The organism is Helicobacter pylori FD535, from assembly GCF_000296015.2.
Taxonomy (GTDB): domain Bacteria; phylum Campylobacterota; class Campylobacteria; order Campylobacterales; family Helicobacteraceae; genus Helicobacter; species Helicobacter pylori_CT.
This window is the reverse complement of the sequence record NZ_AKHP02000017.1, coordinates 100,238-112,107: the sequence shown is the minus strand read 5'-3', so window position 1 is coordinate 112,107 and position 11,870 is coordinate 100,238. Positions and strand designations below refer to the sequence as shown.

The 11,870-nt window shown below is 37.6% G+C and carries 14 protein-coding genes; 11 read left to right on the top strand and 3 right to left on the bottom strand.

Going from position 1 to position 11,870, the window contains the following annotated elements; genetic code table 11:
- Window positions 1-59 precede the first annotated feature (59 nt).
- Window positions 60-1,817 (top strand): DUF262 domain-containing protein, encoded by a 1,758-nt coding sequence (locus tag DV63_RS11780; protein WP_001262977.1) that lies wholly within the window; start codon window positions 60-62, stop codon window positions 1,815-1,817.
- A gap of 9 nt (window positions 1,818-1,826) precedes the next feature.
- Here the strand turns inward: DV63_RS11780 and DV63_RS11775 are convergent, their stop codons facing one another.
- Window positions 1,827-2,555, bottom strand: a complete 729-nt coding sequence (locus tag DV63_RS11775) for an outer membrane protein (protein WP_000713156.1) — start codon at window positions 2,553-2,555, stop codon at window positions 1,827-1,829.
- Window positions 2,556-2,740: 185 nt separating this feature from the next.
- On the opposite strand from DV63_RS11775, the gene DV63_RS11770 reads away from it, so the two are divergent.
- The 5 genes from DV63_RS11770 (at window position 2,741) to DV63_RS11750 (ending at window position 7,117) form a co-directional block, all read left to right on the top strand.
- Window positions 2,741-3,595, top strand: coding sequence for an NAD(+)/NADH kinase (locus tag DV63_RS11770; RefSeq protein ID WP_031202302.1), 855 nt, complete (start codon window positions 2,741-2,743; stop codon window positions 3,593-3,595).
- Window positions 3,596-3,609: 14 nt separating this feature from the next.
- A complete protein-coding gene (locus DV63_RS11765; RefSeq protein ID WP_001204454.1) occupies window positions 3,610-5,184 on the top strand; it encodes a DNA repair protein RecN in 1,575 nt (524 codons plus the stop codon).
- Entirely contained in the window at window positions 5,181-6,488 is a 1,308-nt protein-coding gene (locus tag DV63_RS11760) for an NFACT family protein (protein WP_000667788.1), read from the top strand. Before DV63_RS11765 ends, DV63_RS11760 begins: the two co-directional genes overlap by 4 nt.
- Window positions 6,489-6,505: 17 nt before the next feature.
- The gene (locus tag DV63_RS11755) at window positions 6,506-6,802 is read left to right on the top strand and encodes a hypothetical protein (protein ID WP_000539103.1); all 297 of its coding nucleotides are present in this window, start codon (window positions 6,506-6,508) and stop codon (window positions 6,800-6,802) included.
- Window positions 6,803-6,919: 117 nt separating this feature from the next.
- Window positions 6,920-7,117 carry a hypothetical protein gene (locus tag DV63_RS11750; protein ID WP_000111865.1) on the top strand — a complete coding sequence of 66 codons (198 nt, stop codon included), beginning with the start codon at window positions 6,920-6,922 and terminating at the stop codon, window positions 7,115-7,117.
- A 162-nt stretch (window positions 7,118-7,279) separates the two neighbouring features.
- Here the strand turns inward: DV63_RS11750 and DV63_RS11745 are convergent, their stop codons facing one another.
- Both DV63_RS11745 and rpe read right to left on the bottom strand, forming a co-directional pair.
- Window positions 7,280-8,143 carry a 3'-5' exonuclease gene (locus tag DV63_RS11745; RefSeq protein WP_017179720.1) on the bottom strand — a complete coding sequence of 288 codons (864 nt, stop codon included), beginning with the start codon at window positions 8,141-8,143 and terminating at the stop codon, window positions 7,280-7,282.
- Window positions 8,121-8,774 carry a ribulose-phosphate 3-epimerase gene (gene rpe / locus DV63_RS11740; protein ID WP_000861412.1) on the bottom strand — a complete coding sequence of 218 codons (654 nt, stop codon included), beginning with the start codon at window positions 8,772-8,774 and terminating at the stop codon, window positions 8,121-8,123. The genes DV63_RS11745 and rpe overlap by 23 nt, the downstream gene beginning before the upstream one ends.
- A gap of 69 nt (window positions 8,775-8,843) precedes the next feature.
- On the opposite strand from rpe, the gene DV63_RS11735 reads away from it, so the two are divergent.
- The 5 genes from DV63_RS11735 (at window position 8,844) to DV63_RS11715 (ending at window position 11,838) form a co-directional block, all read left to right on the top strand.
- On the top strand, window positions 8,844-9,716 hold the full coding sequence (locus DV63_RS11735) for a class 1 fructose-bisphosphatase (RefSeq protein ID WP_000384782.1): 873 nt from the start codon (window positions 8,844-8,846) through the stop codon (window positions 9,714-9,716).
- Window positions 9,716-9,919: a hypothetical protein gene (locus DV63_RS11730; RefSeq protein ID WP_001864762.1), complete on the top strand. Its 204-nt coding sequence runs from the start codon at window positions 9,716-9,718 to the stop codon at window positions 9,917-9,919. Before DV63_RS11735 ends, DV63_RS11730 begins: the two co-directional genes overlap by 1 nt.
- Before the next feature lie 12 nt (window positions 9,920-9,931).
- Window positions 9,932-10,828, top strand: a complete 897-nt coding sequence (locus tag DV63_RS11725; RefSeq protein ID WP_000254496.1) for a hypothetical protein — start codon at window positions 9,932-9,934, stop codon at window positions 10,826-10,828.
- On the top strand, window positions 10,821-11,552 hold the full coding sequence (locus DV63_RS11720; protein WP_000891092.1) for a hypothetical protein: 732 nt from the start codon (window positions 10,821-10,823) through the stop codon (window positions 11,550-11,552). The genes DV63_RS11725 and DV63_RS11720 overlap by 8 nt, the downstream gene beginning before the upstream one ends.
- 64 nt (window positions 11,553-11,616) lie before the next feature.
- Window positions 11,617-11,838 carry a hypothetical protein gene (locus tag DV63_RS11715; RefSeq protein WP_020982392.1) on the top strand — a complete coding sequence of 74 codons (222 nt, stop codon included), beginning with the start codon at window positions 11,617-11,619 and terminating at the stop codon, window positions 11,836-11,838.
- Window positions 11,839-11,870 lie beyond the last annotated feature (32 nt).

Genomic DNA, 11,870 nt, shown 5'->3' with positions numbered 1-11,870 from the left:
AAAAAAAAAAAAACACTTTTTAATGTTATAATCTATCCTAAACAATATAAGGGGTTTTTATGGCAAATGAAGTCAAAGGCGTAGATCGTCCATTAAAAGATATTTTAGCTACAGCACTTGTTTCTTATTACCAAATCCCTGATTACCAACGCCCTTATCAATGGACAGAAAAAAACTGCGAAAAACTTTTAGACGATTTGTTTTCTAGCTATGAATATTATAAAGGAAGCGGTTATTTTTGCGGCTCGTTAGTTTTAATCGTAATTAACACAGATTCCGAAACTAACGCTGAAACCTATGATATTGTGGATGGCCAGCAACGCTTAAGCACTTTCATTCTGCTTGCAAAAGTTTTAGCCACCCTCTATGATAAAGATTTAAACCCAACTAGCAGAGAACTTTTAGAAAAGAGTTTGTGCGATATTGATGGAGAAAAAAGGGAGCGGTTGCATTTTAACATTATGGGGCTTAACGCTAAAGATGATTTTGTGTATGCATTAGAACATTTCAACGACTCTCAAGCAAGCAAGAATAAAAATAATAAGAACAATTACCTAAAAAATGCGATTTGTTTAAAAAACTATCTTAAAGAGAAAGAGATTAAAGACATTAACGATTTCATTAAGTGGTTGTATTTTAAGGTCGTATTTATCAAAACCACTTGCCCCAATGTAAGTATGGCGTTAAGGATTTTTAGTGTTTTAAACGCTAGAGGTTTGCCCTTGCATGCGATAGATGTTTTTAAGGTGGAGTTACTAAAAAAACTCGCTAACAAAAAGGATCAAGAAGAGTTTGTGTCTCGTTGGAGTGCCTTGCATCAAAAATGCTCAGGGAATGAGTCAAAATTTCCAAAGAGAAAAGAGAACAAGCGAGAGAAGAATGCCACAGAAACCTTATTAAGCTGGTATTTAACCTATCTCAATCCGGTAACTAGTGGGAAAAGCATGGAAGAAAGGCTTGCCGATCAGTTTGAAAGGCTTAATAAACCCCCTTTAGAATACTTTAAGGGCGTAGAGGATTTTTACAATGCTTATTGTAAGGTGTTAGAAATGCAAGATTGGCATGCTCATTTGCTTTCTTATCTAGCCTCTGATTTTTGGCGCGTTATTTTGTGCACTAGCATATTGCACCATTATAGCGATCAAGACATAGAGGCTTTAAAGGAGTTGTTGGTCAAGCTTTACTACCAAAATTGGGTTGCAGAGCAAAAAGAACCTAAAAAACAAACTAATTGCAACATTATTAAAGCCCTAAAAGAAAAGAAAAGCGTAGAAGACATCGCTTCTATTGTGAAAAAATATTTAGATGATGATAATAATAAGGTAACACAAAACTTTAGAGAAAAACTAAAAGATGACCGTTTGTATGAAAAACACAAAAGGGCTTCAAAAAATTCATGGATCAGACCCATTCTTATTCTAGTGGAATATTTCATGAGCGATGATCCTAGACCTAAACGCATTGAAAAGAACGATTTTCATGTCGAACATATTTTGCCCCAAAACCCCGGTCCTTCAAGCCAATGGGTTAAAGACTTTAGCGAAGAAGAAAGGAAATTATACACGCATTCTTTAGCCAACCTCACGCTTTTAGGAGGCACGAAAAACACCAAAGCTTCAAATTTGGATTTCAAAGATAAAAAGAAAATCTACATGGGAGAAGAAATCACGCTAGGCAAGAAGAAACCTTTTAAGGTGATGACTTGCTATAAGATGACCATAGATATTGCACACCACTACACAGAATGGACGCCTAAAAGCTTAGAAGAAAGAAAAGAAGAGCTGATTCAAATCATTGAGAGTGCGCTTGAGCTCTAGGGCCACACCCTAGAAAGTGAACACATAATTCACGTACCATGAATACACGCGCCTAAACCCTATATCCAAATTTTTCGCAGTGATATAGGGGTTTTTCTTTAGCATGGGGAATTTCACGCCCGCTTCAATGCTAGAATGCTTTAAGATCCTTAAGCGAGCCCCCACATTGAATAAAAATTGGAAAGAAGTGGCTTTTTTGCTCACCAAAGCTTGTTCCACTAAAAGGCTCTCAAAACTCGGCGTCGCCATAAGCCATGAATTGCCGGCCAATTGCACCCCACCAAAAGCCCCCAAACTCATGATGCCGTTATTGATGACATTGACCATCACATCTACAGCCCCCCCATAAGTGAGCATGTTTGGCTCAAAGGTTTTGGGATCGGCGATGCTCGTTAGACGATTGATTTCTTGTTTCCCAAGAATTTGACCCGCCACTTGTGTTGCTTCGCTGTTATAGTTAGGGTTTTTAAGCCTGATAGAATTGGCATGGGCGTAGTCAAAAAACCCATAAAGGCGCAAGCCAAAGTGTTTTTCAAAGAAAAATTGATACCCTAAAAGCGCGTCAAACCCCTTGATAGTAGCGTTAGTGGCTTGTTTTTGAGAATTAATATCCGCATGCATTTGGGCTTGTCCTTGCAAATAACCCGCCCCTAAAAAAACGCCATTACCATCCATAGCTAATAGCGCATTGACAGAAGCAATCAAAGCTAACAAAGATTGAGAAAAAAATTTTTTCATGTGTGATTCCTTAACATAATGCTTACATTCTTAAAAAGAATACCCAAAAAACAATTAAAAAAGTTTGAAAAATGAAACATTAATAAAAATAAAAACTCCTTATGAATTTCACATAAGATGATAAAAAAGCGGCTAAAACCCCCTTTTTTAAAATTTTGTTTCAAGCTTTAAGCTACAATATACGCATGAAAGATTCACCTCAAACTATCGGCGTGTTTGTGCGGCCCACTCATTATCAAAACCCCCTTTTTGAAAAGCTAGAACAAGCTAAAGAATGGGTTTTAAGGCTTTTAGAAGATGAGGGGTTTGAAAGTTTTATGATTGATAGCCTTGATGGGGCAAAAGATGCGCGATTGATAGAAAAAGCCTATGCGTTTTTATGCTTAGGGGGCGATGGCACGATTTTAGGGGCTTTAAGAATGACGCATTCTTACAATAAGCCATGTTTTGGGGTTAGAATAGGGAATTTAGGGTTTTTGAGCGCGGTTGAGTTGAATGGTTTGAAAGATTTCTTACAAGATCTCAAGCAAGGCGCTATCAAACTAGAAGAGCATTTGGCTTTAGAGGGCCGTATTGGGAAAACCTCTTTTTATGCGATCAATGAAATTGTGATCGCTAAAAAAAAAGCTTTAGGGGTTTTAGACATCAAAGCTTATGCAGGCCATACGCCCTTTAACACCTATAAGGGCGATGGGCTTATCATTGCCACGCCCCTAGGCTCGACCGCTTATAATTTGAGCGCTCATGGGCCGATTGTGCATGCTTTAAGCCAGAGCTATATTTTAACGCCCTTGTGCGATTTTTCTTTAACGCAACGCCCTTTAGTGTTAGGAGCGGAATTTTGCTTGAATTTTTGCGCTCATGAAGACGCTCTTGTAGTTATTGACGGGCAAGCCACCTATGATTTAAAAGCCAACCAACCCCTATACATTCAAAAAAGCCCCACGACCACCAAACTCCTACAAAAAAATTCAAGGGATTATTTTAAAGTGCTTAAAGAAAAGCTCTTATGGGGGGAAAGCCCTAACAAAAAAAGATAAAAAGGGTGAAAAACATGCGAGATTTTAATAACGCTCAAATCACACGCTTAAAAGTGCGTCAAAACGCTGTTTTTGAAAAACTGGATTTGGAGTTTAAAGACGGCTTGAGCGCGATTAGTGGGGCTAGCGGGGTGGGAAAAAGCGTTCTTATTGCGAGCCTTTTAGGGGCGTTTGGGCTTAAAGAGAGCAACGCTTCAAACATTGAAGTGGAATTGATCGCGCCTTTTTTAGACACTGAAGAATACGGCATTTTCAGAGAAGATGAACATGAACCCTTAGTCATCAGCGTGATTAAAAAAGAAAAAACGCGCTATTTTTTAAACCAAACAAGCCTGTCTAAAAACACGCTCAAAGCGTTATTAAAAGGTTTGATCAAACGCTTGTCTAACGATAGATTCAGCCAGAATGAACTCAATGATACTTTAATGCTCTCCTTACTAGATGGCTATATCCACAACGAAAACAAGGCGTTTAGCCCCCTTTTAGGCGCGCTTGAAGAAAAATTCACCCGCTTAGAGAAGCTAGAAAAAGAAAGGCGGTTATTAGAGGATAAAAAGCGTTTCCAAAAGGATTTAGAAGAGCGTTTGAATTTTGAAAAAATGAAATTAGAGCGCTTGGATTTAAAAGAAGACGAATACGAACGCCTTTTAGAGCAAAAAAAATTGCTCTCTAGTAAGGAAAAACTGAACGATAAAATCGCTCTGGCGTTAGAGGTGCTAGAAAATACCCACAAAATCACGCATGCTTTAGAGAGCGTGGGCCATAGCGCGGAGTTTTTAAAAAGCGCTTTATTAGAAGCGAGCGCTCTGTTGGAAAAAGAGCAGGCTAAATTAGAAGAGTGCGAGCGTTTGGATATTGAAAGAGTGCTAGAAAGGCTTGGCATGCTAAGCGGGATCATTAAGGATTACGGGAGCATTGCGCATGCTAAAGAACGATTAAGGCATGTTAAAAACGAATTGTATAACCTGAAAGAAATTGATCATCATTGCGAAACTTACCACAAAGAAACAGAGCGACTAAAAACCGAATGCTTGAAATTGTGCGAAGAAATAAGCGGTTTTAGAAAAGAGTATTTAGCCGGTTTTAACGCTCTTTTAAGCGCTAAAGCGAAAGATTTGCTCCTAAAAAGCCCTAGTTTGGTTTTAGAAGAAGCCCCCATGAGCGAAAAAGGCGCTCAAAAACTCGTTTTGAATTTGCAAAATTCCCAATTAGAAACCTTAAGCTCTGGAGAATACAGCCGTTTGAGGTTGGCGTTCATGCTTTTGGAAATGGAGTTTTTAAAGGATTTTAAAGGAGTGTTGGTGTTAGATGAAATGGATTCCAACCTGAGCGGTGAAGAGAGTTTGGCGGTCTCTAAAGCCCTTGAAACCTTGAGCAGCCATTCCCAAATCTTTGCCATTTCGCACCAAGTCCATATCCCAGCACTCGCTAAAAACCATATTTTAGTCTTCAAAGAAAACCACAAAAGCCTCGCCAAAACCCTTAATAACGAAGAAAGGGTTTTAGAAATCGCGCGCATGATAGGGGGGAGCGAGAATATAGGGAGCGCGATTTCTTTCGCTAAGGAAAAATTAAAGGCGCAAGAATGAAATTTTTTCTTTTAAAGAAATTCAGCGAATTTTTAAACGCTCAAACGCATTTTAACCTCAAACGCTTGAACGCGTCTGGTTTTTTATTAGAGACTTTTTCCAAAGAAAAACACGCCTTTGTTGTAGATTTGAGTGTGCCTTATATCGGTTTGTCCAAAAAACCCCCAGAGAGCGTTTTAAAAAACACCCTAGCGTTAGATTTTTGTTTGAATAAATTCACTAAAAACGCCAAAATTTTACAAGCAAACATCATTGATAACGATCGGATTTTAGAAATCGCATGCGCTAAAGATTTGGCCTATAAGAGTGAAAATTTTATTTTGCGTTTAGAAATGATCCCTAAAAAAGCCAACCTCATGATTTTAGATAAAGAAAAATGCGTGATAGAGGCCTTTCGTTTTAATGACAGGGTCGCTAAAAACGATATTTTAGGGGCATTGCCTTTTAATGCATACGAGCATCAAGAAGAGGATTTGGATTTTAAGGGGTTGTTAGACATTTTAGAAAAAGATTTTTTATCCTACCAGCATAAAGAATTAGAACACAAAAAAAATCAAATCATCAAGCGGTTGAATACCCAAAAAGAACGCTTGAAAGAAAAATTAGAAAAACTAGAAGATCCTAAAAATTTACAGCTGGAAGCGAAAGAATTGCAAACTCAAGCCCAGCTATTACTCACTTACCAGCATTCAATCAACAGGCATGAAAGCCGCGTGGTTTTAAAGGATTTTGAAGATAAAGAACGCGCGATTGAAATTGATAAGAGCATGCCCTTAAACGCTTTTATCAATAAGAAATTCACTCTCAGCAAAAAAAAGAAACAAAAATCGCAATTCTTGCATTTAGAAGAAGAGAATCTAAAAGAAAAAATCGCCTTTAAAGAAAATCAAATTAATTATGTTAAAGGAGCACAAGAAGAAAGCGTTTTAGAAATGTTTATGCCGGTAAAAAATTCTAAAACCAAACGCCCGATGAGCGGGTATGAAGTGCTGTATTATAAGGATTTTAAAATCGGTTTAGGGAAAAACCAAAAAGAGAATATCAAACTCTTACAAGACGCAAGAGCGAATGATTTATGGATGCATGTAAGAGGCATTCCTGGATCGCATTTGATCGTTTTTTGCCAAAAGAATGTGCCCAAAGATGAGGTCATTATGGAATTAGCCAAAATGTTGATTAAAATGCAAAAAGATGCGTTTAATAGTTACGAAATTGACTACACGCAACGAAAATTTGTCAAAATCATCAAAGGAGCTAATGTCATTTACTCAAAATACCGAACTATTAGTCTAAAGGACACTTAAGCACTAAGGAGGTTAGCATGGGTGTTTCAGCTTTAGGCAATGTAACTTATATCAACCAAAACGCTCCTTTAAATTCTGCTATCCAACAGGGTGCAAGAAGTGATATGCTGGATTTAGCGCAAAGCTTTCAAAGTAAGCTTGAATTAGCCCAAGAAACAAGAGCGTTAGAAAACATGCAAGCTATTAGCGATAAAGACCCTAAAGAAGGCTCTAAAAACCGCTATCAAAACAGCCAAAGGGCTAAGGCGTTTGGCTTGGAAGAAGAAGAAATTGAATTATGGCATGAAGAGCATTTGTTGGATATTGTGGGGTAGGGTATCGCAAATAACCCCCTATCCTTTTATGAGTTTTGGCTATAAAACGATGAAAATAAAGCAACTAAAGCCCTACCTTTTAAACATTAAAGTTTTGAGCATAAATAAAGAAGTGCCATGAGCGTCAAAAAAGCGGTTTTTAGGATTTTGTATTTGGGGGCGTTGTGTTTATGTGGGGGGTTAATGGCAGAGCAAGACCCTAAAGAGCTTGTATTTTCAGGTATCACTATTTACACGGATAAAATTCCACTAGAGCCAAGAAATATTTTAAAAAAAGCTTGTAAATTAAACGATGCTAAAGGTGTTACGCTTTAGCAGCGTTTTATAATGAAAGCATAGCAAAAGATGAAAAACAAATGACAGAAAGTCTTAAAAAGCTTGCAGATTAGGGTTAAAAGAAGCATGCGGCATTCTCAAAAAACAAAAATGACGGAATAAAATTTCACCCCTAATCAAACCCAATCAAACAGCTTTCGTTTAACTGGTTGCTTTTATGATATTTAACAAGCCCTTTGTCCTCTCAAAAAGAGAAAATGGCGGTGGAGTCTCTTGATATTTAGCTCTTGGGGGTCTTTTGATTAGGGTGTTAGCGCATTGGGAAAAATCAATCAAATCCATTGTCGTTTTGATGTAACTGGGCAGGTTTAATAAGCATATTTCAAAGAGCTTATAGCTCGCTAAAGCGTCCGCATAGGCTCTGTGGCTGACTTCTATACCAAACCCTAAAAGCTCTTTTAAAAAGCTCAAAGAATAACGCATGGACAAAATGGCTCGTTTGGATAAATCCAAAGTGCAAAGCTTTAAATTCAATAAGGGGCAATGCAATTTTTCTACAAAATAACGCCCTAAAAAGTTGTAATCAAAATTAGCGTTATGGGCTACAAACACGCTATTGCCTAAAAAAAGCCGCAATTCTTGCAAAGCTTCATGCGCGCTTGGGGCGTTTAGGGTGTCTTCATAAGCGATTCCTGTAAGCTCAGCGATATAATCAGGCACGCTTTTGACTTTCACAAGGGTTTCAAAACGATTGATGATTTCCCCCCCCTTCACTTGCACGGCTCCGATTTCTAAAATCTCATGTTTTAGGGGGCAAGAGCCGGTGGTTTCTAAATCAATAAAGGAAAAAACCTCATCTTTAAGGGGGGTTTTAAGGTTTTTGAGCGTGATTAAATGTTCGCTCGTTTCTACGAAATTAAGCCCGCACGCTTTTAAATATTCCAAATTGACTTCATCATAAATAAGGCGAGAGAGCGATTTTTCTAGCATGCCTAAGCTTAAATCCTGGTGCTTTAAACGAGCGATTAGGGCTTGAATATCTTTATGCAAGAGGCTGTCTGACATTCTGTAAGCCTTCAATAGCCAGCTTACGATCTTTGGATTTAAAAATATAACTCCCTGAAACCACAACATCCACGCCCGCTTGTTGGAGTTCAAAGATATTTTTATCATTCACGCCCCCATCCACTTCTAAAAGACAGCTAGGGTTGTAGCGCTTAATCAATTCCTTAACTTTCAAGCATTTTTCTAGCACTAAATCTAAAAACTTCTGCCCGCCAAAGCCCGGATTCACGCTCATTAAAAGTACTAGCCCCACGCTTTCTAATAAGTATTTCATGCTTTCTTCATGCGTGTGGGGGTTGAGAACAATTCCTGGCGTGATGCCTGAATTTTTAATGAGTTGCAACACCCTGTGGGGGTGCTTTTCATTTTCTGCATGAATACTAATGATTTGCGGGTTTAAAGGGGCGAACAATCCTACAAAAAAGCTCGCATTTTCTACCATTAAATGCACATCTAAAGGCACTTTGCTCATTTGAGTAACATTCTCTAAAATTACAGGCCCCATCGTTAAATTAGGCACATAATGCCCATCCATCACATCCACATGCAAAAAATCAGCGTTACTCACGCTCTCTATCTCTTTGGCTAAATGCATAAAATCAGCGCTCAAAAGGCTCGGGGCTACTTTCAAAATACTTCCCTATTTCAATGTTTTCAAGTAAAATATTAGCATCTTTAATCAAATCATAAAAGGGTTTTTATGGATTACAAACATTTTAAAGGCAAGCATGCGAACATCGTTATAGAAATCATCAGTCTTTTAGAAAAAGGGGTTAAAAAAGCCCAAGAGATTTTAGAAAAGCCGGACGCTGGGAGTTACACTAAATTAGAAAACAGCAGCGGGGATACGCCTATTAAAGCGGATTTAGCCCTAGACAAATTTTTAGAAGAAAATTTTTTGAGTTTAGAAAATGTGAAAAGCGTTTTTAGCGAAGAAAAAGAAACACCCGTTACTAAAGAAAACGGCTCTTATTTGATCGCTTATGACCCACTAGACGGGAGTTCAGTGATGGAGGCGAATTTCTTAGTAGGCACGATTATAGGGGTTTATGAAAAGGATTATAAGGCGCAAAATTTAGCCGCAAGCCTTTATGTGGTTTTTGGGCATAAAATAGAACTGGTGGTGGCTTTAGGAGAAGTTTATCGTTACGCGTTTTACCAAAACAAGTTCCATTTTATAGAAACCATTGTTTTAGAAAATAAGGGTAAAATCATCGCTAGCGGAGGCAATCAAAAGGATTTTTCTTCAGGCTTAAAAAAGGCTTTAGAAGGGTTTTTTGCAGAAAATTACCGCTTACGATACTCAGGATCTATGGTGGCTGATGTCCATCATGTGCTCATCAAAAAAGGCGGAATGTTTTCCTACCCGCAAAAGAAATTGCGCAAGCTTTTTGAAGTCTTTCCTTTAGCCTTGATGGTTGAAAAAGCTAAAGGGGAAGCGTTTTATTTTGATAAGGGGGTTAAAAAGCGTTTGCTAGAGCAAAGCGTAGAAAATTACCATGAAAAAAGCGAATGCTATTTAGCTAGCCCGCATGAAGCTCAAATTTTAGAAAAATATTTAAGGGGAGAATGATGCCAAATAGCGCTAAAAAATTAGAATACGAAGAGCGTTTTAATGACGCTCTTTTGAAATTGCAAGCATGCCAAGAAGAAAAGCAAGTAGCGAGTTGCTTGAAATGCGAGAAGGTTTTGAATTGCGAGATCCGCAACAGCTATGTGAATGCGGCTTATGAGAGCATGAGTTTAGGCGAAGCGGGTGGGTTTGATTTCAACTAAAATGGGATTAAAATGGTTAGTAATACTACCTTGCAAAAGAATTTAGACGCTTTTTACACCCACCCCAAAATCGCGCGGTTTTGTTTGGATTTATTAAAAGATCTCATCAATCAAAATCTAGGGCTAGACTTAAGCGCATTCCATTTTTTAGAGCCAAGTGCAGGGAGTGGGAGCTTTGTTGGTGCGTTAAAAGGATTAGGGATTGCTGATTGCCTCGCCCTTGATATTGCCCCTAAAGCTCAAGGCATTCAAAAAAAAGATTATTTATTGGAATTGATTGAGTTTGATAAAAAGCGTGTCATTGTTGGCAACCCTCCTTTTGGGCACAGAGGGAAATTAGCCCTAGATTTTTTAAACAAATCTTTAAACGAAGCACCTATTGTAGCGTTTATTTTGCCCAATTTATTCAAACGCTATTCTGTTCAAAAACACATTGATAAGCGTGCAAAATTGGTTTTAAACGCTGATTTAGAAAAAAACGCTTTTATTTTTAATGAACGACCCTATGATGTAAAATGCGTTTTTCAAATCTATATGCATAAAAATATCGCCCTAAATCTTAAAGACGAACGCATCATTGCTCCCCCAAAAATCCGCCATAATGACTTCATCACTTATATTCACAACAACACGCCACACACCCTTAAATATTTCAACAAAGAAAAATACCAATGGGATTTTGCGGTGGTGAGACAAGGCTTTTATGATTACAACGAAAAGATCACCAATGCAAATTTACTGATTAAAAACCGACAATATTTTTTTATTAAAGCCCACTCCAAAGAAGCTTTAAGGATTATCCATAAAATTGATTTTAACAAACTCGCTCATAAAAACACGCAAGTTTTAGGGTTTTCTACTTATGATTTTGTGGAAGAATATTGCAAATTAAAGGAAATGCATGCTTGAAAAAGTGTTCCAAGAAATTACCAACAAAAGAAAGTTTTTTGCAAGTTCTAGCACAGGGGAGCAGTTTGAAAACAAATTTAGGAATGAATTAAAAAAACACTTTAGCGAAATCAACGGCGGTTTAACAGAAGAACTAAGCCATATTGAAGAAAAGCCTAATAAGGAAATCAAAACCACTTTTAACCAACTCAAAAAGCAAGTTTTAGAAAAAAATCACCCAAACACCCTTAAAAACCCTTTTTCAAACCTTACAAGCCATTTTTTATACCAGCCTTTTGGCTCACAAAATTACCCTGATTTTTTGGTTTTTATTTTTGATTGTGTGGTGGGGATTGAAATCAAGTTTTCTAAAAACGATAAGGGTGAAAAAAATCTTCAAACATCTCGCCCCATGTGGAATTCAAACTTGCCTAAACCCAATGCGATTTATGTGTATGGAGTCGCTAATGCGAACATCACTTTTTTTAAAGGCTCAGATATTTTGAGTTATGAAACCAGAGAGGTCTTGCTCAAGTATTTTGATACTTTAGATAAAGATGAAGGAAGTTTGAAAAACGCCTTAAAGGATTTAGAAAACCCTTTTGGGTTTGCCCCCTACATCAGAAAAGCTTATGAGCATAAAAAGGAATTTTCTAACCACCACCAGATTGAAAGCTTCTTTTCGTCAAACCACATTTTAAGAGAACAAAATGTCTTGGAATTTTTGAAAACGCTCACTCATTAGCATATTTGCTCCCATTTATCTATTTCTTGTAAAATACAAGTTTATTTTTAGCGTAAAGAAATTGATGATCAGTCTAATAGAAAAAGCCCCTTACATTCCTTACCCCCCAGCTCTTTATGAAAAATTAGAGCGGCAGCACACCTTGCTTTTTGAAAGCACTGAGCAGAAGCAAATAAGAGTAAAAACAGCTACAAAAATGATAACACCATCAATAGACAGACCTAACGCTAGGCAGAAAAAAGTAGAAAAAAGCAGCCAAAAACTTGATTTTAAAATAGCTGAATAATAGATAAGGGGCTTTCAGTAAATCTTTTTTGG